We start from the raw sequence: 25,701 nt of genomic DNA, 5'->3' as shown, positions 1-25,701 counted from the left end.
GGGCCCGGCCCCGGCGGGGGGGCATCAGGCCCCTCCCGGGCGCCGGGGGAGTTCTACTCCGGCGGAATCGGCGGCAGGTCCAGGGTCGCGCGGTGGGTGCGCCAGCGCCCCATCAGCTGCGACAGCTCCCCGTGCAGGAACGTGAAGAACGCCGCCGTCTCCGCCATCCGCGCCCCCGCCGCCGTCCCCGGCCCACCCGCACTGGCGACGCCGTCCCGCATGACCTGCTCCCAGCGCGTGAGCAGCCGGTCCCGGTTGGTGAAGGTCTCGTACCAGAGCTCGTTGTGCAGCACGTACCGGTCCCGCCGCGAACCCGGCTCGCGCTCGCGGCCGACCATGTTGACCTGGGAGAGGTAGCGGATCGCACCCGAGACCGCCGCGGGGCTGATCCGGAGCGCCGAGGCGAGTTCCGCCGAGGTCATCGAACCGGACTCGGAGATGAGCAGCGCGGCGAACACCCGGGCCGCCATCCGCTGCATGCCCGCCTCGGTCAGCTCGGAGGCGAACCGTTCGACGAACCGGGCCACCGCGTCCTCGTCCCGCTCCGACGGCGTCCCGTTGGCGTCCCGCACGTCCCGAACCTCCCGCTCGACCCTGGTCATGAACACGGACTTTACAGGGTTCCTTAACTTCACAACTTCGTGAAAATACCGTACGTTCAAAAACATGACGAAGGCAATCACGGTCGCCGGACTGCACAAGTCGTTCGGGCGCACCCACGCCCTCGACGGCCTCGACCTCGCCGTCGAGACCGGCGAGGTCCACGGGTTCCTCGGCCCCAACGGCTCCGGGAAGTCCACCACCATCCGGGTGCTGCTCGGACTGCTGCGCGCCGACTCCGGCGCCGCCCAGCTCCTCGGCCGCGACCCCTGGACGGACGCGGTCGAACTGCACCGGCACGTGGCGTACGTACCGGGCGACGTGACCCTGTGGCGCAACCTCTCCGGCGGCGAAGTCATCGACCTGTACGGCAGGTTGAGGGGCGGCCTCGACGCGTCCCGCCGCGCCGACCTCATCGAGCGGTTCGAGCTCGACCCCACCAAGAAGGGGCGCACCTACTCCAAAGGCAACCGGCAGAAGGTCGCCCTGGTCGCGGCGTTCGCCTCGGACGTGGACGTGTTGATCCTGGACGAACCGACTTCCGGGCTCGACCCGCTGATGGAGGAGGTCTTCCAGGGCTGCGTGGAGGAGGAGCGCGACCGGGGCCGGACCGTGCTGCTGTCCTCGCACATCCTCAGCGAGGTGGAGAGCCTCTGCGACCGGGTGAGCATCATCCGCCGGGGCCGGACGGTGGAGACCGGCTCGCTCGCCGAGCTGCGCCACCTCACGCGCACCTCCGTCACCGCCGAACTCGCCGCCGCCCCCAACGGGTTGGCCCACCTGCCCGGCGTGTACGACCTGGACGTACGAGGACGGCGGGTCAAGCTCCAGGTCGACACCGACAAGCTGGACGCGGTGCTCCGCTCGCTCACCGCGTCGGGCGTACGCTCCCTCGTCTCCACCCCGCCCACCCTGGAGGAGCTGTTCCTGCGCCACTACACCGGCGCCGAGGAAGCGGACGGCGAAGGGGCGGTGACCCGATGAGTACGACCACGGCATCCCGGCCGGTACGGGTACGGGTCCGCTCGGCCGGTGAACTGACCGGCACCGGTGCCCTGTTGAGACTCGCGCTGCGCCGGGACCGGGTGATGCTCCCGGTGTGGGCCCTCGCACTCGGCTCGCTGGTCGCCAGCGGGGCGGGCACGCTGGAGAAGGTGTACACCACCGCCGCACAACGCGCGGACGTGGCCCACTCGATGGGCCGGAACGGCTCGCTGCGGGCGCTGTACGGGCCGGTTTTCGGGGACTCGGTCGGCGGGCTCACGGCCTGGCGGTTCGGCGGGTTCGGGTATGTGCTCGCGGCGGTGATGAGCCTGCTCATCGTCGTACGGCACACCCGGGAGGAAGAGGAGACGGGGCGTCAGGAACTGTTGTCCTCCGCCATGGTGGGGCGACGGGCGCCGCTCACGTCGGCGCTGCTCGCCGCGCTGGTCGCCAACGCGGCCGTCGCGCTGATCATCACGGCCGGGCTCGCCAAGTCGACCGGAAACACGGCCGGTTCGGCCGCGCTGGGACTGACGACCGCCGCGATCGGCATGCTCTTCGCGGGCATGGCGGCGATCATGGCGCAGCTGACGGAGAGCGCACGCCTCGCCAAGGGGCTCACCGGCGCGGTGCTCGGCGCGGCCTTCCTGCTCAGGGCGGCCGGAGACACCGCCACCCGCGACGCCTCCTCGGTACTCGACCGGCTCTCCCCGCTGGGCTGGGCCGAGAACGTACGGCCGTACGCGGGCGAGCGCTGGTGGGCGCTGCTCCTGATCGCGGCGGCGGCCCTCGCGCAGGGCGCGGCGGCGTACGTGCTGGCGGGGCGGCGCGACATCGGGATGAGCTTCGTCGCGCCGAGGCCGGGGCCCGCCGAGGGCGGCATCACGACGGCGTACGGGCTGGCCCGGCGGCTCCAGCGCGGCGGCGTCATCGGCTGGACCCTCGGATTCGCGCTGGCCGGGCTGCTCTTCGGCGGGATGACGAACGGGGCGGCCGATCTGGTCGGTGACAACGCACAGACCAAGGAGATCATCCAGCGCATGGGCGGGCAGTCGGGCCTGACCGACGCGTTCCTGGCGACGATGGTCGGCATGCTGGGGATGGTCGCGGCCCTGTATGCCACCTCCTCGGTGCTGCGACTGCACGGCGAGGAGACCGGACAGCGGGCCGAACCGGTGCTCGCGAACGCGGTGGGCCGGGTGCGGTGGGCGGCCGGGCACCTCGTGATCGCGTTCGGCGGCTCGGCCCTGATCATGGTGGTCGGCGGGCTCGGCCTGGCCGTCGGCTACGGCGGAAGGACGGGCCCGGTCCTGGGCGCGGCGCTGGTCCAGCTCCCGGCGGTCTGGACGCTCGCGGGGCTCGCGATGCTGCTGTACGGGGCGTTCCCGAAGCTCGCGCAGGCCGCGCTCGCGGTGGTCGGGGTGTGTCTGGCGCTCGGCTGGATCGGCCCCGCGCTGAACCTGCCCCGGGCCGTCCTCGGCCTCTCACCCTTCGGCCGGCTGCCGAAGCTGCCCGGTACTCCGATGGTGTGGACACCGGTGCTGGTCCTGACGCTGATCGCGGCAGCGCTGGTGACGGCGGGGCTCGCGGCGTTCCGCCGTCGCGACCTGGTGACGTGAACTCCGTTCACTCGACGACCACGTGGAGTTCCTTCAAGCCCCTGATGACGAATCCGGCCTGCCACTCGGGTTCGGCGGCCAGTCGCAGCAGGGGCGCCTTCTTGAGCAACTCCCCGAAGGAAGCCTGGAGTTCGAGGCGGGCCAGCGGCGCGCCGAGGCAGTAGTGGATGCCGGCGCCGAAGGAGATGTGCGGGTTGTCGGCGCGGGCGAGGTCCAGGGTGTCGGGGTCGGCGAACCGGGCCGGGTCGCGGTTGGCGGAGCCGAAGAGCAGGGCGACCTCGCTGCCGCGCGGCAGGATCTGTCCCGCGAACTCGATGTCTTCGAGGACCCAGCGCTCGAAGAGCTGGAGCGGAGTGTCGTACCGCATCAGCTCCTCGACCGCGGTGGGCAGGAGCGCGTCCGGGGCGGCTCGGAGCGCGGCGAGCTGTGCGGGGTTGCGCAGCAGGGCCCACCATCCGTTGGCGGTGGTGTTGACGGTGGCCTCGTGGCCCGCGTTGAGCAGCAGCACGCAGGTCGAAATCATCTCCTGCTCGCTGAGCCGGTCGCCGCTCTCGTCCTCGTACGCCGCGATGAGCGCGGAGATGAGATCGTCGCCGGGGTTCTTGCGCCGCCCGGCGATCAACTCCCGCAGGTATTCGGTGAATTCCAGCGAAGCCTTCACGGCGCGGGCGGCGGTTTCCTCGTCCGGGGCGAGTTCGTACATGCCGCAGATGGCGGCGGACCAGGGGCGCAGGAGGGGGCGGTCGGCCTCGGGGATGCCGAGCATCTCGGCGATGACCGCGACGGGCAGCGGCTCGGCGACCTCGGCGACGAGATCGCCGCCGCCCGCCGCACGGAAGTCGTCGACGAGGCGGGCCGCCAGACGCCGCACGGTCGGGGCGAGGCGCTCGACGGTACGCGGGGTGAACGCCTGCGAGACGAGCCGCCGGATCCTGGTGTGGTCCGGGGGCTCCAGGTCGAGCAGGCCATGATCGTTGAGGGTGTGGAACGGCTCGTGCGCCGCGGGTGGCGTGGTGCGGCCGAACTCCTCGTGGGTGAAGCGGTGCCGGTAACTCCGGCCGAGCCTTCGATCCCGCAGCAGCGCGGAGACGTCCGCGTGGTGCGGGACGAGCCACTGGGCGGTGGGGGCGTAGTAGTGCACCCGGCCCGCGGCGCGGAGCTCGGCGTACGCGGGATAGGGGTCGGCTACGAAGTCGGCCGAGCCAGGACGAAAGACGGCGGTGGCATCCATGCGGGGAGCATGCGGGGCGAACCCCAGCAGATCAAGCCCCCTCAGGGGCGCGGGGAACCGCTCGACCAACCACGCACGGCCCGCACGAGACCACACGAGACCAACCCACCCAGGGGCGCGGGGAACTGCGCGATCAACCACGCACGGCCCGCGCAAAGACCACGCACCCGCACAGCCCGCGGCAAGCGAAGGGCGCCTCAGCCCGGCGTCACCAGGCGGGTTTCGTACGCGTACACCGCCGCCTGCGTACGGTCACGCAGCCCCAGCTTCACCAGCACCCGGCTCACATGCGTCTTGATCGTGGACTCCGCCACCACCAGCCGGTCCGCGATCTCCTGGTTCGAGAGGCCCTGGGCGATCAGCACCAGGACCTCCGTCTCCCGGTCGGTCAGCTCATCGACCTGCCCCGGCGCCGGCGCCCCGGCCCGCGGCGCCGGCACAACCCGCGCGAACTCGTTGATCAGGCGGCGCGTCACCGAGGGCGCGAGCAGAGCCTCCCCGGACGCCACCACCCGTACGCCTTCGGCGAGTTGACGCGCCGAGGCGTCCTTCAGCAGGAAGCCGGACGCGCCCGCCCGCAGCGCCTGGTAGACGTACTCGTCCAGATCGAACGTCGTCAGGACGAGCACCTTCGACGCGTCGCCCGCCGCGACGATCTCCCGCGTCGCCTCGATGCCGTTCATCCCGGGCATCCGGATGTCCATCAGCACCACGTCGGGCCGCAGCGCCTGCACCTGGGCGACCGCCTCGCGGCCGTCGACCGCCTCGCCGACGACCTCGATGTCCGGCTGCGCGCCGAGCAGCACGGAGAAGCCCTCGCGCACCATCATCTGATCGTCGACGATCAGAACGCGTATCGCCGTCATGCCTGTCCGTCCTTCGCCAGGCTCGTGGCCGCCGGTTCCGGCTCGGCCGCGGCGACCGGGATGAAGACGGTGACCTCGTAGCCGCCCGCCGCGCCCGGCTCCGCCGTCATCGCTCCGCCCAGCATCGCCACCCGTTCCTCCATGCCCGTGATCCCGTGCCCGGACCCCTGCGAGGGCCCCGCCTCGGCGGTCGCGGGACCGTTGACGATCCGCAGGCCGAGGCCGCCCAGAACGTATCCGATCTCCACCCGTGCCGCCGCGCCGGGCGCGTGCCGCAGCGTATTGCTCAACGCCTCCTGGACGATCCGGTACGCCGACAGCTCCACGCCCTGCGGGAGTTCGCGTACCGCACCGGTGATGACCTTCTCGACGGGCAGCCCGGCCTCGCGGACGTTGGCCAGCAGACTGTCCAGGTCGGCGAGGGTGGGCTGGGGGGCGTCCGGCGCCTCGTAGTCCTCCGCGCGTACGACACCGAGCACCCGGCGCAGCTCGGTGAGCGCGGCCACCGCGTTCTCGCGGATCGTGACGAAGGCCTGGGCCAGCTCGGGCGGCGGGTTCTCCACCCGGTACGGCGCGGCCTCGGCCTGGATGGCGACCACCGACATGTGGTGCGCCACCACATCGTGCAGCTCGCGCGCGATGTTCGTACGTTCCTCAAGCACGGTCCGCCGGTCGCGCTCCACGGCGGTGACCGACTTCTCCGCGCTGACTTGCCGCTCGGCGTCGCGCCGGATGTGCAGGACGCAGATGACGAGCAGCACGAGGGCGTAGACGGTCGCCATCGGCACGGCGTTGCCACCGTACGTGCCCTGTACGGAGCTCAGGAGCAAGCCGAGGACGACGGTGAGCGCCCACATCCAGGCCGCCACCCGGGGGCGGGTGCGCAGGCCCACCACGGCGAGGACGCACAGGTGCATGAAGAACGTGCCGGGTGACCAGGGGCCGAAACCGCCGTGGCCGGCGGTCGTCCCCGACACGAGCGTCACCGCGCAGGACAGCCAGAACGCGCCGACGGGACGCACCAGCGTCATGACCACCGGCGTGGCCAGGAACAGTCCGCCGAGCAGCCAGGTGATCCCGCCGAACCACTCCTGGTCGCGGTTTCCCAGCCCGAACAGGAATGAGCAGAACGCCAGGAAGCCCACGAACGCGTGCGGGGTCCACGACGCGTACTCGCGTATCCGTCCCCTCAGGCGGCGGGTCAGCAGGCCGTCGGTCTTCTTGCGGGGCAGCGGCCGGTAGGCGAAGGCGTCGTGGAACAGGTCGTTGCGGAGCCCCGCGTACACGTTCGCGGCCAACCGGAACTCTGGACTCCGCAGCGTCGCGTGGCCGACACCGCCACCCGCCGCACTGCCTCTCCCCTGCCGGGGTCTGGTCGTCTCGTTCACGCCTCCACGGTAGGGGGCGGGCCGCCGGGCGGCGTCCGGCGAGATGGGGATCCTTGAAGCTCCGCCTCAGGTACTAGGCGGGCACGGGGAACGCCGCCCGCGACCGTTCAGCACGCGGCGGGGCGATTCAGTACGCGAGCGGGGCGACTCAGTACGCGAGCTGGGCGATTTCCTCGGCCACCACCGCGCACGCGTCCGCCGCCGGGTCGATCAGCGGGAAGTGGCCCACGTCGTCCAGGAGGGTCAGGCCCACGGTCTCGCCCGCCTTCGCCGCCGCGTCCACGTACGCCTCCGCGACGGCCTGCGGTACGACGATGTCCTCCCGGCCCTGCACGACGACCGTGGCGATGCCGGTGGGGAGCAGCGCGGCGGGGTCGGCGTGCGGGGCACGCGCCGCCAACTCCCCCTTTCCGCCGAGGAGTTGGAGCAGCGCTCCGCCGCACACGTCCAGCTCCAGCGCCTTCGCGAAGTCCGCTATGGGGGCCATCGCCACGACTCCGCGCAGCGGGGCCGGGCGCGGGGTGCGCCACGGGGAACCCTCGGGCAGCACATGGCGGCCCGCCGCCCACAGGGCGAGGTGGCCGCCGGCCGAGTGCCCGGCCAGTACGGTGCGGCGGGGGTCGGCGTGCGGCACCGCGTCCCGTACGAGGGCGGGCAGCGCGTCCAGTGCCGCCGCCACGTCGTCGAACGTGTCCGGCCAGCGCCCGGCGACCGGGGCGTCGCCACCCTGCTGCGGCAGCAGGCTCCCGCGCCGGTACTCCACGTTCGCCACGACGAATCCGCGCCGGGCCAGGAAGTCCGCGAAGGGGGTGAGGTGGGTGCGGTCGTACGGGGCCCGCCAGGCGCCGCCGTGCAGGAGCACGACGAGGGGGGCGGCGTTGTTCCCGTCCCGGGGGGTGTAGAAGTCGACCACCTGGTCGGGGTGGGAGCCGTAGGCGGCGGTGGCGTCCGGGGTGACGGGGGGATGCGAAAAGGCGGAGGCCTCTTCAGCCGCGTCACGCTCTGCGGAATCCGTCATTCCCCAACCTTTCGCCGGGCCACGGGGGTTGATCACGCTACCAGTGTGGTTGGGGGGCGCCCTTTCCCACCCGCCCACCCGTGACTGCCCTGCCAAAGCTGAGCACCAGTGGGTGGCCACGGGGTTCGGCGCCCGCCCGCCATACGCGAGCGCCCGCCTCCGGCGGGCCTACCCACCCTCCCGCCCACCCGTGACTGCCCTGCCAAGGCTGAGCACCAGTGGGCACATCCCACCGCCGGCGGCCGCCCCTCCGTGCCGCGAGCCCATTCCACGCACCGCCAGGCCACACCCCCAGGGGCGCGAGGAACTGCGCGACCAGCCACACACGGCCCGCACAAGACCAAGCACCCCAACCCACCCAGGGGCGCGGGGAACTGCGCGAACAACCACACACGGTCCGCACAAGACCAAGCACCCCGCCCCCCAGGGGGCGCGAGGAACTGCGCGATCAGGCGCAGCGCACGGCCAGCGGCGGACCAGGGGGCGGCCCCGCAGGGGGTGGGTGGGGAGGGCAAGGCCCCGCCCTCAGCTCAGGACCCTCGCCAGCTCCCCCGCCGCCCGCTCCGCCTCGGCGAAGCCCACGTACAGGGGGGTGAAGCCGAAGCGGAGGATGTCGGGGCGGCGGTAGTCGCCCACCACCCCGCGGGCGGTCAGCGCGCGCATCGCCTCGCCCGCCTCCGGGCAGCGCAACGAGACCTGGCTGCCGCGTTCCGCGTGCGGCAGCGGCGTCACCGACGACACCCGCCCGGCCGGAACGTACGCCTCCACGCACTCCAGGAAGAAGTCCGTCAGGGCCAGGGACTTCGCCCTGACCGCCTCGATCGAGACTCCCTCCCACACATCGAGGGCCGACTCCAGGGCCAGCATGGACAGGATGTCCGGGGTGCCCACCCGGCCCCGTACCGCGCCCTCGCCCGGCACGTACTCGGGCCGCATCCCGAAGGGGTCCTCGTGCGAGTTCCACCCGGGCAGCGGCGAGTCGAAGCGGGCCTGATGGTCGCCGCGTACGTACAGGTACGCCGGTGAACCCGGGCCGCCGTTCAGGTACTTGTAGGTGCAGCCCACCGCGAGATCGACGCCGTGCGCGTCGAGGCCGACCGGCAGCGCGCCCGCGCTGTGGCACAGGTCCCAGACCGCGAGCGCCCCGGCCGCCTGGATCGCCGCCGTCATCCCCGGCAGGTCGTTCAGGCGGCCCGTGCGGTAGTCCACGTGGTTGACCAGCACCGCCGCCGTACGCGAGCCCAGCGCCGCGACCATCTCCCCGGGCGCCAGGGCCCGGATCTGACGACCCGTCATGCGCGCGGCCGACTCCGCCACGTACCCGTCCGTGGGGAACGTGGAGGCGTCGACCAGGATCTCGTCCCGGTCGTCCCCGGCCAGCCGCACCGCCGCCACCAGCGCCTTGAAGACGTTCACGCTCGTCGAGTCGCCGACCACGATCCGGCCCGGCGCGGCCCCGACCAGCGGCGCGATCCGGTCGCCGATGCGTTCCGGCGCGGTCCACCAGCCGCTCTCCTCCCAGGAGCGGATGCGCAGTTCGCCCCACTCGCGGGCGATGACCTCCTGCATCCGGGCCGGAACGTGGCGGGGCAGCGCGCCCAGCGAGTTCCCGTCAAGGTAGACGGCGCCCTCTTCGAGGGCGAACAGGTCGCGGTGCGGGGCGAGTTCGTCTGCGGCGTCCAGCGCCGCGGCCTTCTTGGCCAGCGCCTCAGACATGGCTGCGCGCTGTCCACAGCTCGGGGAACACGCTCTTCGTGGCCCGCTTCTCCAGCCACGCCACCCCGGCCGACCCGCCGGTACCCGTCTTCGCGCCCATCGCCCGCCGGGTCGCGACGAGGTGGTCGTTGCGCCATCGCCACACGAGTTCGCCGACATCGGTCAACGCCTCGCCCAGGCGCACCAGTTCAGCGTTCTGGTCGCCCGCGTACAGCTCGGACCAGACCGCCTCGACCTCGGCGGACGGCTCGTACTTCTGGGCCAGGTCGCGCTGGAGGGCCGAGGCTGGGATCGCGTACCCGCGGCGGGCGAGCAGCGCGAGCACCTCGTCGTACAGGCTCGGTTCGCCCAGCGCCTTCTCCAGCTCGGCGTACACGCGCGGCGCGCCCCGGTGCGGGACCAGCATCGACGCGGACTTGTCGCCGAGCAGGAACTCCATCCGCCGGTACATCGCCGACTGGAATCCGGAGCCCTCGCCGAGCGCGGAGCGGTAGGAGTTGAACTGGGCCGGGGTCAGCTGCGCCAGCGGCGTCCACGAGGCGTTGAGCGCCTCCAGCTCCCGTACCGAACGCTTCAGGGCGTCGACCGCGACCTGCACCCGGTCCGCGCGCAGCGCCCGCGACGCGGTCTCCCACTCGTGCACGATGACCGTGAACCACAGCTCCATGACCTGGGTGGTGACCAGGAAGACCATCTCGCCCGGATCGTCGGAGCGCAGGTGCTGGAGGTGGGTGAGGACGTCCGCCTGGACGTAGTCCTCGTACGGTGTGGTGCCCGCGAAGTCCAGATTCGGGGTCTCCGGCTCGTCGCCCGGTTGGGGCGACTCGACCGGTTCGGACATCTTTGATGACATCGCTGTCTCCTCGATGTGTCCGGGTAGCGGTCCGCCCCTTCCTTGGTCGGCATCGGAGCCCCGGTCCCCACCCGCATCATAAACACGGTTCCGTCCGCTTCGTCAGGGCACCGAGGGCCCCGAGATGAACGTCCCGTCCGAGGTGTACGGCCAGGCGTTGGACTTGCAGCCGTTGAGGCCCTTGATCTGCTGCATCATCACCGGGGCGAGCTTTCCGGCACCCGGGCAGGCCATGTGCTGGTGATAGCCGATCATGTGGCCTATCTCGTGGTTGATGATGAGGTGGCGGTACTCGGCGGGCGGCCCGTCGTACTGCGGCGAGCCGGTCACCCACCGCTTGAGGTTGACGATGACACCGCCCGTGACCTCGCAGTTCAGCTCGCCGCCGGTATCTCCGTTGGAGGCGCACAGCTTGTCGGTGGTCTTCGGGGTGGCGATCTTGATGACGACATCGGCGCCGTCGGCCACCAGCTGGAAGCGGCCCTTGCCGTGCGCGGCCCAGCTCCGCGGGTCGGCGAGGATCTTCTGGACGTCGAGGGCGGCGTCCTTGGCCGAGACGTCCACGCCGTCCTCGACCTGCACCGCGTAGCGGCGCAGCGGCCCCGCCGTGCCGACGGTCTGGCCGGAGGCCCGCGCGGTGGTGAAGGTGCCGGGGCCCGAGGCGGGTACATGGGGCGCGTTCGGGCTGGTGGACACCGAGGGCTTGACGGGCAGCGGGGGCTGGGCCTCCATGGGGCTCGCGACGGTGTTGCCGGGCTCCACGGCGCTCGTGTGGCCGCCACCCGGCCACTGCGCGACGGCGACCCCGCCGATCACCGTGAGCCCGAGCAGGCATCCGACGACGAGCAGCACGCGCGGTCGCGACCGCCGCCGAGCGGCCCGGCCGCGCCGCGGCGCCCGGCCCGGCGGCCGCTGACGTGCCCCGTGCCGCTCTGCCTGTTTCCGGCCACCACTGACTGCGCTGCGGGCGCCTCGCTTGCCCAAGACGGAGTTCTCCCCTGGTCCCCGGCTGGAGTTGGGGGGAGAGGAGTGGGGCCTCTGCGCCAGCCTGTCGATGCGGCCGGGCCCGCGTTTTCGTGCCGTACGCGGCTGCCCGTGCCGTCCGTGTCAGATGTACAGACGCCACGGACGGCACAGGCGTTCCCGATCCGGCCCGAGTTGATCAGGCCACGGCGTCAGCCCAGGGTGTCGGCGGCGAGCGGCGAGGAGTCCCGCAGGAAGGCCGTGCAGCGCTCGTGCTCGGCGTCCTCGCCGATCGCCTGCGCGGCGCGCGCGAGGGCGTGCAGGGCGCGCAGGAAACCGCGGTTGGGCTCGTGCTCCCACGGCACCGGGCCGTGGCCCTTCCATCCGGCGCGGCGCAGCGAGTCCAGGCCGCGGTGGTATCCGGTACGGGCGTAGGCGTACGACTCGACGGAGCGCCCGCCGTCGAACGCGTCGTCGGCGAGCTGTGCCCAGGCGAGCGAGGAGGTGGGGTACTTGGCGGCGACCTCGGCGGGCGCGGTGCCGCCGGCGAGCAGCTCACGCGGCTCCGGGTCGTCGGGCAGCAGGGTCGGGGCGGGGCCCCCGAGCAGGTTCTCGTGAATGGACATGGGGCCCAGTCTGCCAGGGGAAGATCTCACCGCCCCGCCCCTTGGCGAGACCCTCCGGGGTGCGGCCCGGTGGCTGCTGGGGCTCGGCCCGGCCGCGCTACTCGGCCCGCCCCGGCTCAATGGCCGGCCCGGACACCCCGCACTGCATCCGGCACTGCGGCTCGGAAGCCTCCGCGCCCGGCCGCCGCACGGTCAGGAAGGCGATCACGGAGGCCAGCACCAGCGCCCCCGCGCACATCGGCATCGCCCGCCGGAACGTCGCCCCGAACTCCGCCGCCGACCGGTACGCCTCGGGCCCCATCCCCGCGGCCAGCGGCAGCGCGGCCACCGCGAGCAGTCCGGCGGCGCGCGCGGCGGCGTTGTTGATGCCGCTGGCGAGCCCGGCCCGCCCCACGTCCACGGACCCGAGCACCGTCGCGGTGAGCGGCGCCACCAGGGTGACCATGCCGAGGCCGAGCACCAGCAGCGCGGGCAGCACATCCGTTACGTACGCCGCGTGCTCGCCGACCCGCAGCATCAGCAGCATCCCGGCCGCGCACAGCAGCGGTCCGACGGTGAGCGGGATGCGCGGCCCGATCCGCTGGCCGAGCTCGCCCGAGCGGGCGGAGAGCAGCAGCATCAGCACCGTCGTCGGCAGCAGGGCCGCGCCCGCGCCGAGCGCCGAGTATCCGGCGACGACCTGGAGCTGGAGCGCGGCGAGGAAGAAGAACCCGCCGAAGGCGGCGTACACACAGACGGTGACCGCGTTGACGGCGGTGAAGACGCGGGAGTGGAAGATGTCCAGCGGCAGCATCGGGTCGGGCAGCCGCCGCTCGCGGCGCACGAACGCCGCGCCGAGCCCGAGCCCGGCGACCGCGGCCCCGACGACCAGCCGCGACGAGCCCTGCCCGGGGGCTTCGATCAGCGCGTACGTCACGAGCGCGAGCGTCAGCGCCCCGAGCGCGGCGCCCATCACGTCGAAGCGACCGGTGTGGGCGCGGGGGTCGCGCGACTCCGGTACGCGGCCGAGCGCGACCGGGACGCAGAGCGCGGCCAGCGGCACGTTGATCAGGAACACCCAGCGCCAGCCGGGGCCGTCGACCAGCCAGCCGCCGAGGAAGGGGCCGACGGCCGCGCCGACCCCGCCGAGCCCGGACCACACGCCGACCGCGCGGGCCCGGTCGTCCGGATGGAAGCTCGCCTGGATGATCGCGAGGGAGCCGGGGGTGAGCAGGGCACCGCCGATGCCCTGGAGGGCGCGGGCGGCGATGAGCACCCCGGCGCCGGGGGCGAGCCCGCACAGCAGCGACCCGGCGGCGAACCACACCACTCCGATGACGAACACCTTCCGCCGCCCGTAGCGGTCGCCGAGGGCGCCGCCGAGCAGGATGAAGCCGGCGAGGGTGAGCATGTAGGCGTTGACGGTCCACTGGAGGACGGCCATGTCGGCGTCCAGGTCGACGCCGATGTGGGGGAGCGCGACGTTGACGACGGTCGAGTCGAGCATGGCCATGCCGGACCCGAGCACGGTGGTGAGCAGCACCCAGCGGCCGGGACGGGTACCGATGCGTACGTAGTCCGCCACAGCGGAACTGTCCCCCACCCCGCCCCTTCCCGAAACCCACCGGGGCCGGGGCGGGGACGAGGTCCGTTCCTCAGTAGCCGCAAGGGGGTTGGTTTCCGCCGACCGGAGCCGGCAGCGGGCCCGGTCAGGCCAGCCGGCCCAGCGCCCGCGTCAGCGCCCCCACCCCCGCCTCCACCTTCGACCGCGCACAGCCCACGTTCAGGCGAACGAACCCCGGCGCCCCGTAAACCGACCCGGGCATGATCGCCACCCGCTCCCCCTCCACCAGCTCCCGCTGAAGCGCCGCGTCGTCCACACCCAGGGGACGCAGGTCGATCCAGGCGAGGTACCCGGCCTCCGGGGGCTCCCAACTCAGCGTGGAAAAGGCAGAGTTGAGGCGATCGGCCACCAATGCCAGGTTTCCCGCGACGTACGCCCGCACCTCGTCCAGCCATTCCCCGCCCTCCCGGTACGCCGCGATGTGCGCGACCAGCGAAAGGACCGCGGGCGAGCCGAGCCCCTCCCCAGTCTCCATGCGGCGGACGAACTCCGCGTGGTCCGCCGCCTCGCCGACCACCCCGTACGAACCGGTCAGCGCCGGGAAGTTGAACGACTTCGTGCCGGAGGTGATCAGCGCCCAGCGGCCCCGCCCGAACCGGGTCCACGGCAGGTGGCGGTGGCCGTCGTGGACGAAGTCCGCGTGGATCTCGTCGCTGATCACCGCGACCCCGCAGCGCTCGGCCAGCGCGGCGAAGCCCGCCAGTTCGGCCTCGGTCCACACCCGGCCCGTCGGATTGTGCGGCGAGCACAGCAGCAGCACCCGGCTGCCGTCCCGGGCCAGTGCCGCCTCAAGCGCGGCCGGGTCGTCGAGCGGGACGCCGCGCAGCTCGCGCCCAAGCCCGCCGACCGCCTTGCGGAAACCGTCGTACACAGGGGTGTGGACAACGACCGCGTCCCCGGGCCCGGTCCACATGCGCAGGAGCTGCGAGAGCTGGTTGAGCACGGAGGGCGCGTAGACGAGGCGGCCGGTGTCGATCTCCGTCGCGTGCCGCACCCGGTACCAGTCGCGCACCGCCGAGCGGAATTCCTCGTTCTGCCAGTCGGTGTAGCCGAACACGCCGTGTGCGACCCGCTCCTGGAGCGCCGCGAGCACGGGCGGCGGGCAGGCGAAGTCCATGTCGGAGATGGTGAACGGCAACAGCCCCGCCGCCCCGAACCGCCGGTCCACCCCGTCCCACTGGACGCTCCAGGTGCCACGCCGGTCCACGGGTATGTCGAAGTCGTACGTCATCCAAGGCCTCCGGATACGGCTCGGGCCCGGCACCCCCCAAGGGGAGGCCGGGCCCAAGCGGTCAGGACGTGATTACTTCAGCTTCGTGCCGGTCGAGCGAAGGTTCGCGCACGCCTCGGTCACGCGCTTGGCCATGCCCGCCTCGGCCAGCTTGCCCCAGGTGCGCGGGTCGTACGTCGACTTCTTGCCGACCTCGCCGTCGACCTTCAGGACGCCGTCGTAGTTGCGGAACATGTGGTCCGCGACGGGGCGGGTGAAGGCGTACTGGGTGTCGGTGTCGAGGTTCATCTTGACGACGCCGTTCTCCAGGGCGGTCGCGATCTCCTCGGCCGTCGAGCCGGAGCCGCCGTGGAAGACGAAGTCGAACGGCGAGGCCTTGCCGTACTTCTCGCCGACGCCCGCCTGGAGGTCCTTGAGCAGCTCGGGACGGAGCACGACGTTGCCCGGCTTGTAGACGCCGTGGACGTTGCCGAAGGACGCGGCGAGCAGGTAGCGGCCCTTCTCGCCCAGGCCCAGAGCCTCGGCGGTGCGCAGCGCGTCGTCGACGGTCGTGTACAGCTCGTCGTTGATCTCGTGGCTGACGCCGTCCTCCTCGCCGCCGGTCGGGGTGATCTCGACCTCAAGGATGATCTTCGCGGCGGCGGCCTTCGCGAGCAGCTCCTGGCCGATGGCCAGGTTGTCGGCGAGGGTCTCGGCGGAGCCGTCCCACATGTGCGACTGGAAGAGCGGGTTCAGGCCCTTGGCGACGCGCTCGGCGGAGACCTCAAGGAGCGGGCGGACGTAGCCGTCCAGCTTGTCCTTGGGGCAGTGGTCGGTGTGCAGCGCGACCGTGATGTCGTACTTGGCGGCGACGACGTGCGCGAACTCGGCCAGGGCGACCGCGCCGGTGACCATGTCCTTGTTGTACTGGCCACCCAGGAACTCGGCACCACCGGTGGAGATCTGGATGATGCCGTCGCTCTCGGCCTCCGCGAAGCCGCGCAGCGCAGCGTGCAAGGTCTGGGTCGAGGTCACGTTGATGGCCGGGTAGGCGAACTTGCCTGCCTTCGCCCGGTCGAGCATCTCGTTGTAGACCTCGGGGGTTGCGATGGGCATCTGTCCGCTCCTTGGGATGTGCGGGTGTGCGGTATGTGCTGGCCCTGACCTGGGGGCGACGTCATCGTCGCGGCCCATCTTTCCAGACTCTGGCACTGGCTCCACCCGGCGGACGCGCGAGGGGCGGGCCGTTTCACGTGAAACAGCCCGCCCCTTGAAGAACGCCCAGGTCAGAACCGTAGGACCGGATCCCGGGAGCTACGTCACGAGTTTTACGCGAGGTCGAGGTCCGCCAGCTGGTACCCGGTGAGGTAGGGCAGCCCGGCGTCGGCGATCGCGGCAGAAGCGCCCCGGTCGACGATCGTGGCGACGGCGACGACCTCGCCGCCCGCCTCGCGCACCGCCTCGACGGCGGTCAGCGGCGAGCCGCCGGTGGTGGAGGTGTCCTCGACCACGAGGCAGCGGCGGCCCTTGACGTCGGCGCCCTCGATACGGCGCTGCATCCCGTGCGCCTTCTGCGCCTTGCGCACGACGAAGGCGTCGAGGCGCTGCCCGCGGGCGGCGGAGGCGTGCAGCATCGAGGTGGCGACCGGGTCGGCGCCGAGGGTCAGACCGCCCACGCAGTCGAAGTCGAGCTCGGCGGTGAGGTCGAGCATGACCTGACCGACCAGAGGCGCGGCCTCGCCGTCCAGCGTGATGCGGCGCAGGTCGATGTAGTAGTCGGCCTCACGACCCGACGAAAGGGTCACCTTGCCGTGCACCACGGCCTTGTCCTTGATCTGCTGGAGCAGGTCAGCGCGTACGTCAGTCATGCCAGTCAGCTTAGAGGCGGCGCCAGGTCCATGTGGTCGCCAGCTCCAGCGGGTCGATGGGGGTGACGAGGCGGGGCAGCGTGTTGAGACCGTTGGGCGGCCCCGACTGCGGCTCCACGCACACGGCCTCGTCCTGCTCGTCGTAGACCACGACCCACTCGCCGGGGCTGGTCACCTTCAGTTCGAGCAGCCCCGGCCAGGTGAGGGTGACGTCCACGCCGTCGGGCATGCCGAAGCAGTCGTCCCAGGGGCCCGGCAGGGGCGGGATGCGCCGTCCGGTGGGCAGGTGGTCATCGCCGCGCTCCTCCTGCCACTCGGGCTCGAAGGCGAGCTCGACCCGGCTGCCGTCGATCTCCCGCCGGAACCAGGGGTGCCAGCCGACCTGGGCCGGGAAGGAGTTGTCGTACGTCTCGATGCCCATCCGCACGGTCAGCGCGTCCGGGGTCAGCTCGAAGATCTGGGTGACCGTGCCGGTGTACGGCCAGGGCTCGGCCAGCTCGTAGGTGAAGACGGCCTCGGTGTCCGAGACCCGCGCCGTCTTCCACGCATGGTCGCGCGCGGTGCCGTGGATGGCGTGCGGGGCCGCGTTGAGCGGCAGTTGGTACTTCTCGCCCCCGTCGCGGAACAGGCCGTTCTCGACGCGTCCGCACCACGGCACCATCGGGAAGCAGCCGTACCGCTCGCCCTGGCGCAGCATCTCGGTGCCGTCGATCCGCAGGCTGCTGATCCGGCAGCCGTCGCCCGCGTCCACGGTCAATTCCGTGCCGCCGGCGCCCAATTTGATCTGGTCACTGCTCACGCCCCGACCCTAACCGGTGGGGCCGCCGGGCGGGGTCAGCGACGGCGCCTGAGCGCGCGGCCGACGACGACGGCCGAGGCGAGGGCGAGCGCCGCGGCCGGTGCGACCCAGCGCAGGGTGGCACCCGCACCGCCGCCGGAGGGCGCGGGCACCGGTGCGTACCGGCCGCGCGGCGGGGCGTGGTCGACCTCCTCGGCGCTGCGGCCGATCATCGTGCGGCGGGCGTGTGCGGCCTCGGCGGGCATCGTGTCGTCGACCTCGATCGCGAACTCCTCGTCGGCGATCGGGTCCAGGGACGGCGGCGGCACCTCCGCTTCGAAGACCGAGGCGAGCGCCTCGGCGTCGAGGTCGGTGTTGAGGTCGGTGTCGGCGAGCTGCGTGGCGGACGGCTCCTCGGTCGCCGCGGGCTGGGCGAGCGCCGCGGCGAACCGGTCGAGCAGCCGGGCCGCCGAGGCCCTGACCGCCTCGTCGGGGACGTCGGCGGCCCGGCCCTCGGCGAGCGCGGTCCCCGTGAAGGCGAGCGTGGTGCCGCCGTCAGCCGGGGCGAGCCGCACCGTCAGGGCGAGCTCGGCCGCGCCCGCCCCGCGCACCTCGACGCCCTCGCCCTCGAAGGCGAACACGTCGCCGTCGCGCTCGCTGACGCGCAGGGCGCCGCGGTAGGTGATGGTGCTCCCGCCGAGCCGGACCTTCAGCCGGCCCGCGATGGGCGGCTCGCCCGCATCCTGCTGGAGCCCCGGCACACAGCCCGCGACCCGGGCGGGGTCGCGCAGCGTCTGCCGGAGTGACTGGGCCTCAACCGGAACGAACACCTCATGCTCCATAGCCACCGAGCCTACTCAGCACCGGCCGTCACGTCTGCGCAAACGCGGCGCGGGTGGCGTACCCGGTCCGCGCGGCGCGGGTCCGGCTCAACCGGAGTAACGCGGATGCACCAGCGTGGAGGGCGGGTACCGGGCCGCCTCGCCCGGCGCGGTCAGCGGCTCGGCACCGGCCGGCAGCCGCACCCCCGGGCGGGCTCCGGCCGAGCCCAGCGACAGCGGTGCCGGGCGGTCGGCCAGGACGAATCCCCAGTCGCGCGCGGGCTTCGCCGAAGCCGCGCCGGACGCGCGCTCGCCGCCGCGCGCGGGGCCGCTCGCATGCCCGGCCGCGCGGTACGGGAAGGTCGCCAGGCCCGCCGCGCGCACGGTCCTCTCGACGGTCCAGAACGTGCGGGGGCTGCTCGCCACGGTCCCGGCGTGCACCACGAGCCGCCCGCCGGGAGCCAGCACGCGGGAGGCGAGCCCGTAGAACTCCTGCGAGTAGAACTTGGTACCGGCGGTGACACCGGGGTCCGGCAGGTCCGAGACGATGACGTCGTACGTTCCCGAGGTGCGGCCGTCCCGGCGCAGCCAGCCGAAGGCGTCCGCGACCACCGGGCGCAGCCGCGGATCCTGGTAGGCGTGGCCGTTCAGGGTGCTCAACGCCGGGTCTGTGCGGGCGAGTTGAAGGATCGCCGGGTCGCGCTCCACGACGGTCACCGAGCGGACGCCGGTGTGGCGCAGCGCCTCCCGGGCGGCCAGGCCGTCGCCGCCGCCCAGGATCAGGACCCGGCCGTGCGGACCCGCGTCGAGGGCGGGGCCGACCAGGGAGCGAGGGTAGCGGGAGCCGTCGCGGCCGTCGACGCGCAGCCGTCCATCGAGGAACAGGTCGAGCGGGCCGCTCTTTTGGCCGGTGAGGACGATCTCCTGGACGCGGCTCTGGACGGCGACCCGCACCTGGCCCCCGTACACCGCGCGGCGCGCCGCCTGTTCGAAGTCGGCCACCATGGCGGTGGTCAGGGCGAGCACCACAAGGACGAGGACGTTGGCACCGAGCAGCACCCAGCGGGCGCGCGTCGACAGGTCGCGGCCGAAGAGCAGCAGGACCAGCGAGCCGCCCGCGATCGCGTTGACGGCGCCGGTGAGCAACGCGGCCGTAAGCTGGCCGAGTTGGGGAAGCAGCAGGAACGGGAAGGCCAGTCCGCCGACCAGCGCGCCCACGTAGTCCGCGGCGAACAGGTCGGCCACGGTGCCGCTCGCGTCCCCCTCAACGCGCCTCGACACGCGCTGGATGAGGGTCATCAGGAGCGGGATCTCGGCGCCGATCAGCATGCCGATGGCGAGCGAGAAGGCGACCAGCGCGTACCGGGAGCCGCCGAGCCAGGCGAACGTGGCGTACAGCGCCATCGCGGAGCAGCCGCCCACCAGGGCGAGGGTGGTCTCGATGAGGCCGAAGCCGACGGCGGCGCGGCAGCGCAGCCGTTTGGCGAGCAGCGAGCCGACACCCATCGCGAAGACCATCACCGACAGGACCACGGAGGCCTGGGTGACCGAGTCACCGATCAAGTATGAGGCGAGGGCGACCAGTTCGAGCTCGTACACCAGGCCGCAGGCGGCGCAGATGAACACGACGGCCAGGACGAGGAACCGACCCGACCGCGGCCTCCTCAGGGGAGCGGGGAGCGGTTCGATCATGTCCGAACGCTACGTGACACCCCGTTCGCTTCCTGTCACCCACACGGGTTCAACTGGAGCGGGCCACCGGCGAATCGGGCGCCTCAGAACCCGAGGGGTGCGGGCATCCGGGCGCCGACCCGGGTCCGCGTCGCCACCAACTGCCCTTCCTGCGGGTAGGCGTGCCAGGTTCGCCACCACACCTGGCCCTCGCCGCGCTGGGCGAGCATCGCGGTGAACGCGTGCGGGGACCCCGGAAACGTTCCGGCCAGCCCGTTGGGGTGGTCAGCGACCAGGGCGAGCAGCTCCTGCGCGCGCCCCGCGAACGAACCGTGCGAGAGGGTCTCGACGCGCGCGGCGAACTCGTAGTCCCACTGCCCGAGCCGCTTGGCCACGCCGAGCGGCAGCGGCGTACTGCTGCCGGGCATGCAGGCGACGGTCTCCGAGCAGGTACCGCACTCCTCGTCGAGGAGCACCTGGTGCGAGGCGCCGAGAAGTCTCAACTGGAGTTTGGCGCCGGCGAGTTCGAGGTCGAGCACGGCGAGGGCGGGCAACGGCTCCCGGCCCAGCGCCCAGGCGAGGTCGGCGGCGCGCGTGTCGGTGTAGGCGGTCTTGAGGGTCGTGAGCATGGGTGGGCTCCGCAAAACACACATGTGGCGGGTGGGTGACCGATGTCACCTCGGACCGGAACGTGGTACCGGGGGACCGGCTCTGGTCGCCCGGGAGGGGTCCGAGGGCTGCGTCGTTTCTCATCTGCGAGGGAATCACGAAGTGCGCGGCGCTCACAGGTTTTTTACCCAACTTGATGTGGTTTCCATCCCCTGGGGGGCCACTGGGCTCAAACGTTCAACTACGGGCGGAAAAGAAAGCACCCGGTCGGTGTCCGCCGCGGCGCAGCCGCACGATGTCGCGGCCCCGCACCGCGGCGGAGACGCCCGCTGTCACCGCCCTCGCGGCCGCGGCGGAACCGCCCGCTGTCACAACCCCGCACCGCGGCAAAACCGACCGATGTCACAACCCCGCGCCACGGCCCAGCCGCCCGATGCCACCGCCCCGCACCCCTCCGGGGCGCGCCGCCGCGCCGGACTTCCGCGGGCCGCTCAGCTCGAACCGCAGCCGCCGCCCCCGCAGGACGAGTGGCCCCCGCCGCAGGACGAATGGCCGCCCCCGCAGGAGTGCCCGCCGTGGTGGCCGCCCCCACTGTGACCGCCCCCGTGGTGGCCGCCGCTGCTTCCGCCGTCCGAACCGCCCGCCCACCAGCTGCCGGACCCCCCGGACGCCAACGAGCGCCCGCCCGATCGCCGGCTCTTGCGCCGGCGCCGGCCGGCCGGGCCGATCGCGAACACCAACAGCACCAGCGCGACGATCCCGACCCCAATGGCGATGTTCATCCCCCACCGTCCCCATGTCCCCGGACCCCCGTGGTCCCGCGTGGAAGGGGGATGCCCCCGGCCGCCCCACGCCAAAGCACACTTGAGCAACTCCAGAGGTTGCCCGCAGGATGGCCGTCATGACCTCCAGCGCGCGCCCCCTGCTCAACCGCCGCCTCGCCGAGTTCGGAACGACGATCTTCGCCGAGATGTCCGCCCTCGCCCAGCGGACCGGATCCATCAACCTCGGGCAGGGCTTCCCCGACACCGACGGGCCCGAAGCCGTCCGGGAGGCCGCGGTGCGGGCCCTGCGCGCGGGCCACGGCAACCAGTACCCGCCGGGCCCCGGCGTGCCCGAACTGCGCACCGCGATCGCCACACACCAGCGGCACTGGTACGGCCTGGACCACGACCCGGACCGGGAGGTCCTGGTGACCGCGGGCGCCACCGAGGCGATCGCGGCCGCCCTGCTCGCCCTGCTCGAACCCGGCGACGAGGTGATCGCCCTGGAGCCGTACTACGACTCGTACGCCGCGTGCATCGCGATGGCGGGCGCCTCCCGGGTCCCGGTGACCCTGCGCCCGTCCGACGGGCGCTTCGTGCTCGACCTGGACGAGCTGCGCGCCGCCGTCACCCCGCGCACCCGGCTGATCCTCCTCAACACCCCGCACAACCCGACCGGCACGGTCCTGACCCGCGCCGAGCTGACCGCGGTCGCCGAACTCGCCTGTGAGCGGGACCTGTTGGTGATCACCGACGAGGTGTACGAGCACCTGGTCTTCGACGGCGCCGAGCACATCCCGCTCGCCTCCCTCCCCGGCATGCGCGAGCGCACGGTGACCATCGGCTCGGCGGGCAAGACGTTCTCCTTCACCGGCTGGAAGGTCGGCTGGGTAACCGGTACCGCAGAACTCGTGGCCGCCGTCCGCTCGGCGAAGCAGTACCTGACGTATGTCGCCTCCGGGCCCTTCCAATACGCCGTGGCCGAGGCCCTGCGCCTGCCCGACTCGTACTTCGCGGACTTCCGCGCGGACATGCTGGCCAAACGGGATCTGCTCGCGGGCGGCCTGGAGCGGGCGGGCTTCAAGGTCTTCCGCCCGGCCGGCACGTACTTCATCACCACCGACATCCGGCCCCTTGGTGAGAGCGACGGTTTCACCTTCTGCCGCGCCCTGCCGGAGCGCTGCGGCGTGGTGGCGATCCCCAACGCGGTCTTCTACGACGACCGCGAGCACGGCGCGCCCTTTGTCCGCTTCGCGTTCTGCAAGCGGACAGGCGTGCTGGAGGAGGCGGCCTCCCGACTCAAGACGCTGGCCGCCTGACAGCCACAGATGTACCAGCAAATGTACCGGCCACATGGCCTGGTTGCTCCGAGCCGTCGCGCACCCGCACTCGACTGCTGCCTGGCCGACCGGGACACCGGTGATCGACAGTCACATCACACAGCCCGCCTGTCGGCGGACACACTTTCATCAGCGATCAACCGGCGCCGCCAGGCCCGGTGACAGCGCCCCGGATCACGCAGGACAGGGGCAGCAAAGAGTCATACCGGCCCCGAAGGATACGAACCCGAGCTGGGCTCTACGAAGAAGGTGATGTGCGGGAAGTACCCCTCCTCGGCCAGCCAGGCGCGGGCTCGGCCGCGCTGTCGCTCATCGCGGAACCGGTGGTACCGGCTCCAGGAGCGCTCGTCACCAGCGAGGACGTCCTTGAAGCGCCGGAAGGCGCCCCGCCCACCGATGGCGATCCGCAGCCTGTCGGCAAGGGCGACGTCCTCGACCGCTCCGATGAACAGCTCCATGTCCCGGTAACCGGCCCGGGACCCCAGAGCCGGCACGTACAGCGATCGCTCGGGATCGTCGTCCTCCTCGGCCTCGGGCCCAGGCCCAGGCCCCAGCTCATCGGTGAACGCAGGCCAGCACTCCCCGGTGGACAGATCGATCCGGCCACCGGACTCGGCCGGGTCGCCCTCCAGCAGCATGGCGAGCATCTCCAGATCGACCGCGAGCGGGCGCAGGAGGGGGATCGCCGCGTCTCCCGTGGCCGCGCGCAACCTCTCCGCCAGCTCCTCATCGCCCCGGAAGCCGCGCTCCTGGAGCGCGCCGAGACACAAGGCCGCCATCTCCGCAGCCCCCGGCAGGCCCTGCGCCGCGGCCCCGGCCACACCATCGCCGACCAGCTGCAGCACCTCACGCACGGGCCCACGACGCAACGCCGCAAGCAACGCCACTCCGTCCTGCGCGTGGAGCGCGCCACGCAGGGCCCGCAACCCGTCCTCGCCCCATCCCTCAACCACGACCCCGACGGTAACGCGCCGCCGAGGACGTGCGACGCCGGGACCCATCGGTTTCCCTCCGCCCGGCTCCGTGCCAGTGCCGGCGCACCCGGCGCCTGGGGGCAGGCGGTGTTGCCCGGTCAGCGGCGCCGCTTGCGGCCGCTCTTGCCTGAGGAGCGCCGAGCCTTCCGGGCGCGGGCGCGGTGGGTACCCAAAGCCCGGGCCGCCAACTGCCTGAGCTCGTCGAGTCCGGCCCGGTCCGGGTGCGCGGAGTCCAACGCGGCGGCAACCGCGTCCCTGGCCTGGGAGCCCTGGGCGCGCAGCGTCTCCTCGGCGCCGTCCCCGCCGCCCGCCAACTCCACGAGCTGAAGCAGGCTCTCGGCGAGCACCAGTAGAGACTCTGCATCGCTCATGTCCTCTGGGGACAGCAACTCACGGTGTGCCAGCGTGTTCAGCGCCAGCGGCGCCAACTGTGTGTCTCGCTGCAGCGTGCGCAGCAGCCGCTCGCCCTCACCGTCCGGCAACGCCGCCAGCAGCACGTCGAGCATCGCCTGCGCACGCGTGCGGAAGGTCATGGTCCTTACGGCGTCGATCAGTTGGCGCAGGGCACCTTCCCGCTCGCCGTGGGCCGTGATCCAGCCGACCAGCTCCGTGCGGGCGGCGTCCGGGGCGTAGTCCTCGGCCAGCACCCCCAGCAGGCCGGCCGCCGACGCCTGGGCCAGTTCACCGACCAACGGTGCGTCCCTGCCGGCCGCCAGCAACCGCTGTCGTACGGCCCGGGTACCGAGCTCGGTGAGACGGATGAGCTCGACCGGCCCGGCGGTCAGCTCCTCCCGCCGGGCATCGGCACGCTCCCGTGCCGCCGGGTCCGTTGCCTCCCCCGCGACGCCCAGCAGCTCCGCGAGCTCCGGCGGCATGTCCGCGAGCAGCTCGGGACCGGCATCGGAGAGGTCGATGTCGAGGAACACAGGATCGGCCATCCCACGGTCACGCTCGATCGCGCCCAGGTCGTCCAGCAGGTCGAGCACCACGCGCAGATCCCGGTCGGCGTGCTCGAACCACATCCGGTGCTGAAGGTCCAACCCGGCGTCAAGCTGGAAGGAGGTCCGATAGGCCAGGTGTACGGTGTCGTGCAGCCGCGGCCAGGGCATCGGGTACGACAGGCTGTAGAGCGTGTTCAGCACGTCGTCCAGGATGTGCTCGTAGACGTCGAAGAGCATCGACTCGACGTGCCAGCCGCTGCGCGCCCCGATCAGGGCCTGCCGCAACTCGAAGCAAGCGTCGAAGGCGCGCAGCCACAGCTGGAGCGGGTCGGCCAGCACCGGCCGGGCCTTGGCCACCGCGTGCAACCGCCCCTTGACCACCCGGACCAGCCGTGCCTTCTTCGCCCACTCCATCAGCAGTCCCAGCCGCGGCAGGTCGGCCGAAGAGCGCACCCCCTCAATCCTGTCGCCGGTGCCGAGTACGTCCACCAGCTCGCGGGCCTCCGCCATCCGCAGCCGTCCCGTCGCCGTCACCGGGCGGCCGCCCTGCCCCGCCCATTCGGCGAGTCCGCGCAACTGCGCCACGGTTGTCGACGCCTCGGCCCGTCGGCGCAGTTCGTCGTTCGGGGGAAGCGTCACGGGCAGTTGTGGCTCGGCCCGAGCCACGCCGGACAGCGCGCGGCCGGTCAGCCGCCGCTCCATGATCGCGGCGAGAGCCTGCTGATCGTAGGCGACCTCCCCGCGTTGCGCCCGGTCCGCGAAGCGCTGAAACGCCGCCCCGTCCTGGACGTCCACGCCCTGCTCAGCGGCCGTCATCGCCCAGAACTTCGCCAATCCCCAGCGAGTGCGGTCCGTCATCGCCGCCGGATGCTGTTCCGCGACCCTGTCGACCACGGCAAGGGAATCCTGGAGCGAGGGGCCGCGCGGGTCCGCCAACTGCGCGGCGTGCAGGTAGCGCAGCAGCGTGCGCAGTGTGCCCGGGGCGTCGGCGCGTTCCTCCCCGGGAAGCTCAGTGACCTGCTGGGGAAGCCAGGAGAGCAGGAGCTCCTCCACATGGCGCGACTCCCACCGCCCCAGTCGGCCGTCGGCAGTCGCCCGGTGCCGGTAGTCCAGCGCCGCCTCGGCCAGGAAGCCGTCAACCGCCAGCCCCTGCTCCCCGGCCCACCGGACCAGCCGGTCGACCAGCAGTCCGCACGCCGCCTCGAACTCCTCCTCGGCCTCGGGTTCGAACCGCATCCGCATGAAATCTCGTCCACCT

At 72.5% G+C, this 25,701-nt stretch carries 23 protein-coding genes; 4 read left to right on the top strand and 19 right to left on the bottom strand.

All coding sequences use genetic code 11. The features are described 5' to 3' along the window. Window positions 1-53: 53 nt before the first annotated feature. Window positions 54-602 (bottom strand): GbsR/MarR family transcriptional regulator, encoded by a 549-nt coding sequence (locus OG522_RS20135; RefSeq protein ID WP_329464370.1) that lies wholly within the window; start codon window positions 600-602, stop codon window positions 54-56. A gap of 64 nt (window positions 603-666) precedes the next feature. On the opposite strand from OG522_RS20135, the gene OG522_RS20130 reads away from it, so the two are divergent. Then, window positions 667-1,584, top strand: a complete 918-nt coding sequence (locus tag OG522_RS20130) for an ABC transporter ATP-binding protein (protein ID WP_329464369.1) — start codon at window positions 667-669, stop codon at window positions 1,582-1,584. After that, window positions 1,581-3,203 carry an ABC transporter permease gene (locus tag OG522_RS20125; RefSeq protein ID WP_329464368.1) on the top strand — a complete coding sequence of 541 codons (1,623 nt, stop codon included), beginning with the start codon at window positions 1,581-1,583 and terminating at the stop codon, window positions 3,201-3,203. Before OG522_RS20130 ends, OG522_RS20125 begins: the two co-directional genes overlap by 4 nt. A 7-nt stretch (window positions 3,204-3,210) precedes the next feature. Here OG522_RS20125 and OG522_RS20120 read toward each other — a convergent pair whose 3' ends face one another. The 16 genes from OG522_RS20120 to OG522_RS20045 form a co-directional block, all read right to left on the bottom strand. Further along, window positions 3,211-4,434: a cytochrome P450 gene (locus tag OG522_RS20120; RefSeq protein WP_329464367.1), complete on the bottom strand. Its 1,224-nt coding sequence runs from the start codon at window positions 4,432-4,434 to the stop codon at window positions 3,211-3,213. 197 nt (window positions 4,435-4,631) lie between these two features. Further along, window positions 4,632-5,300: a response regulator transcription factor gene (locus OG522_RS20115; protein WP_329464366.1), complete on the bottom strand. Its 669-nt coding sequence runs from the start codon at window positions 5,298-5,300 to the stop codon at window positions 4,632-4,634. Continuing rightward, window positions 5,297-6,688 carry a sensor histidine kinase gene (locus tag OG522_RS20110; RefSeq protein WP_443074718.1) on the bottom strand — a complete coding sequence of 464 codons (1,392 nt, stop codon included), beginning with the start codon at window positions 6,686-6,688 and terminating at the stop codon, window positions 5,297-5,299. Before OG522_RS20110 ends, OG522_RS20115 begins: the two co-directional genes overlap by 4 nt. A 148-nt stretch (window positions 6,689-6,836) precedes the next feature. Next, complete coding sequence (locus OG522_RS20105; RefSeq protein WP_329464365.1) at window positions 6,837-7,706, bottom strand: alpha/beta hydrolase; 870 nt, start codon at window positions 7,704-7,706, stop codon at window positions 6,837-6,839. 525 nt (window positions 7,707-8,231) lie between these two features. Further along, window positions 8,232-9,422: a kynureninase gene (gene kynU / locus OG522_RS20100; RefSeq protein ID WP_329464364.1), complete on the bottom strand. Its 1,191-nt coding sequence runs from the start codon at window positions 9,420-9,422 to the stop codon at window positions 8,232-8,234. Continuing rightward, window positions 9,415-10,275, bottom strand: a complete 861-nt coding sequence (locus OG522_RS20095) for a tryptophan 2,3-dioxygenase family protein (RefSeq protein WP_443074717.1) — start codon at window positions 10,273-10,275, stop codon at window positions 9,415-9,417. The genes kynU and OG522_RS20095 overlap by 8 nt, the downstream gene beginning before the upstream one ends. Window positions 10,276-10,377: 102 nt before the next feature. Further along, the gene (locus tag OG522_RS20090; protein WP_329464363.1) at window positions 10,378-11,127 is read right to left on the bottom strand and encodes a DUF3152 domain-containing protein; all 750 of its coding nucleotides are present in this window, start codon (window positions 11,125-11,127) and stop codon (window positions 10,378-10,380) included. 323 nt (window positions 11,128-11,450) lie between these two features. Then, window positions 11,451-11,864: a DUF3151 domain-containing protein gene (locus OG522_RS20085; RefSeq protein WP_329464362.1), complete on the bottom strand. Its 414-nt coding sequence runs from the start codon at window positions 11,862-11,864 to the stop codon at window positions 11,451-11,453. 97 nt (window positions 11,865-11,961) lie between these two features. Beyond that, a complete protein-coding gene (locus OG522_RS20080; protein WP_329464361.1) occupies window positions 11,962-13,428 on the bottom strand; it encodes an MFS transporter in 1,467 nt (488 codons plus the stop codon). Between the two features lie 124 nt (window positions 13,429-13,552). Then, window positions 13,553-14,698 (bottom strand): MalY/PatB family protein, encoded by a 1,146-nt coding sequence (locus OG522_RS20075; RefSeq protein WP_329464360.1) that lies wholly within the window; start codon window positions 14,696-14,698, stop codon window positions 13,553-13,555. Window positions 14,699-14,770: 72 nt separating this feature from the next. After that, on the bottom strand, window positions 14,771-15,793 hold the full coding sequence (gene fbaA, locus OG522_RS20070) for a class II fructose-bisphosphate aldolase (RefSeq protein WP_114040713.1): 1,023 nt from the start codon (window positions 15,791-15,793) through the stop codon (window positions 14,771-14,773). Between the two features lie 212 nt (window positions 15,794-16,005). After that, window positions 16,006-16,545, bottom strand: coding sequence for an orotate phosphoribosyltransferase (pyrE, locus tag OG522_RS20065; protein ID WP_329464359.1), 540 nt, complete (start codon window positions 16,543-16,545; stop codon window positions 16,006-16,008). 10 nt (window positions 16,546-16,555) lie between these two features. Further along, window positions 16,556-17,344, bottom strand: a complete 789-nt coding sequence (locus OG522_RS20060; protein WP_329464358.1) for an aldose epimerase family protein — start codon at window positions 17,342-17,344, stop codon at window positions 16,556-16,558. A 35-nt stretch (window positions 17,345-17,379) separates the two neighbouring features. Further along, window positions 17,380-18,165 carry an SRPBCC domain-containing protein gene (locus tag OG522_RS20055; RefSeq protein ID WP_329464357.1) on the bottom strand — a complete coding sequence of 262 codons (786 nt, stop codon included), beginning with the start codon at window positions 18,163-18,165 and terminating at the stop codon, window positions 17,380-17,382. Window positions 18,166-18,252: 87 nt separating this feature from the next. Further along, the gene (locus OG522_RS20050; protein ID WP_329464356.1) at window positions 18,253-19,836 is read right to left on the bottom strand and encodes a polyamine aminopropyltransferase; all 1,584 of its coding nucleotides are present in this window, start codon (window positions 19,834-19,836) and stop codon (window positions 18,253-18,255) included. An 83-nt stretch (window positions 19,837-19,919) separates the two neighbouring features. Further along, window positions 19,920-20,444: a DUF2617 family protein gene (locus OG522_RS20045; protein ID WP_329464355.1), complete on the bottom strand. Its 525-nt coding sequence runs from the start codon at window positions 20,442-20,444 to the stop codon at window positions 19,920-19,922. A gap of 379 nt (window positions 20,445-20,823) precedes the next feature. Between OG522_RS20045 and OG522_RS20040 the strand changes: the two genes are divergently transcribed. After that, complete coding sequence (locus tag OG522_RS20040; protein WP_329464354.1) at window positions 20,824-21,021, top strand: hypothetical protein; 198 nt, start codon at window positions 20,824-20,826, stop codon at window positions 21,019-21,021. A gap of 295 nt (window positions 21,022-21,316) precedes the next feature. Further along, entirely contained in the window at window positions 21,317-22,507 is a 1,191-nt protein-coding gene (locus tag OG522_RS20035; protein WP_329464353.1) for a pyridoxal phosphate-dependent aminotransferase, read from the top strand. A 221-nt stretch (window positions 22,508-22,728) separates the two neighbouring features. Here the strand turns inward: OG522_RS20035 and OG522_RS20030 are convergent, their stop codons facing one another. Continuing rightward, window positions 22,729-23,481: a UPF0158 family protein gene (locus OG522_RS20030; RefSeq protein ID WP_329464352.1), complete on the bottom strand. Its 753-nt coding sequence runs from the start codon at window positions 23,479-23,481 to the stop codon at window positions 22,729-22,731. Window positions 23,482-23,600: 119 nt separating this feature from the next. Continuing rightward, window positions 23,601-25,685, bottom strand: a complete 2,085-nt coding sequence (locus tag OG522_RS20025) for a hypothetical protein (protein ID WP_329464351.1) — start codon at window positions 25,683-25,685, stop codon at window positions 23,601-23,603. Window positions 25,686-25,701: the final 16 nt, after the last annotated feature.

Source organism: Streptomyces sp. NBC_01431 (genome assembly GCF_036231355.1).
Classification (GTDB): Bacteria; Actinomycetota; Actinomycetes; order Streptomycetales; family Streptomycetaceae; genus Streptomyces.
This window is presented reverse-complemented; position numbering and strand designations above follow the sequence as displayed.

Coding starts and splice junctions, on each gene's coding strand:
- OG522_RS20135 (WP_329464370.1), bottom strand. CDS start 602: ATGACCAGGGTCGAGCGGGAGGTTCGGGACGTGCGGGACGCCAACGGG.
- OG522_RS20130 (WP_329464369.1), top strand. CDS start 667: ATGACGAAGGCAATCACGGTCGCCGGACTGCACAAGTCGTTCGGGCGC.
- OG522_RS20125 (WP_329464368.1), top strand. CDS start 1,581: ATGAGTACGACCACGGCATCCCGGCCGGTACGGGTACGGGTCCGCTCG.
- OG522_RS20120 (WP_329464367.1), bottom strand. CDS start 4,434: ATGGATGCCACCGCCGTCTTTCGTCCTGGCTCGGCCGACTTCGTAGCC.
- OG522_RS20115 (WP_329464366.1), bottom strand. CDS start 5,300: ATGACGGCGATACGCGTTCTGATCGTCGACGATCAGATGATGGTGCGC.
- OG522_RS20105 (WP_329464365.1), bottom strand. CDS start 7,706: ATGACGGATTCCGCAGAGCGTGACGCGGCTGAAGAGGCCTCCGCCTTT.
- kynU (WP_329464364.1), bottom strand. CDS start 9,422: ATGTCTGAGGCGCTGGCCAAGAAGGCCGCGGCGCTGGACGCCGCAGAC.
- OG522_RS20095 (WP_443074717.1), bottom strand. CDS start 10,275: ATGTCATCAAAGATGTCCGAACCGGTCGAGTCGCCCCAACCGGGCGAC.
- OG522_RS20085 (WP_329464362.1), bottom strand. CDS start 11,864: ATGTCCATTCACGAGAACCTGCTCGGGGGCCCCGCCCCGACCCTGCTG.
- OG522_RS20075 (WP_329464360.1), bottom strand. CDS start 14,698: ATGACGTACGACTTCGACATACCCGTGGACCGGCGTGGCACCTGGAGC.
- fbaA (WP_114040713.1), bottom strand. CDS start 15,793: ATGCCCATCGCAACCCCCGAGGTCTACAACGAGATGCTCGACCGGGCG.
- pyrE (WP_329464359.1), bottom strand. CDS start 16,545: ATGACTGACGTACGCGCTGACCTGCTCCAGCAGATCAAGGACAAGGCC.
- OG522_RS20055 (WP_329464357.1), bottom strand. CDS start 18,165: ATGGAGCATGAGGTGTTCGTTCCGGTTGAGGCCCAGTCACTCCGGCAG.
- OG522_RS20050 (WP_329464356.1), bottom strand. CDS start 19,836: ATGATCGAACCGCTCCCCGCTCCCCTGAGGAGGCCGCGGTCGGGTCGG.
- OG522_RS20045 (WP_329464355.1), bottom strand. CDS start 20,444: ATGCTCACGACCCTCAAGACCGCCTACACCGACACGCGCGCCGCCGAC.
- OG522_RS20040 (WP_329464354.1), top strand. CDS start 20,824: ATGTCACAACCCCGCGCCACGGCCCAGCCGCCCGATGCCACCGCCCCG.
- OG522_RS20035 (WP_329464353.1), top strand. CDS start 21,317: ATGGCCGTCATGACCTCCAGCGCGCGCCCCCTGCTCAACCGCCGCCTC.
- OG522_RS20025 (WP_329464351.1), bottom strand. CDS start 25,685: ATGCGGATGCGGTTCGAACCCGAGGCCGAGGAGGAGTTCGAGGCGGCG.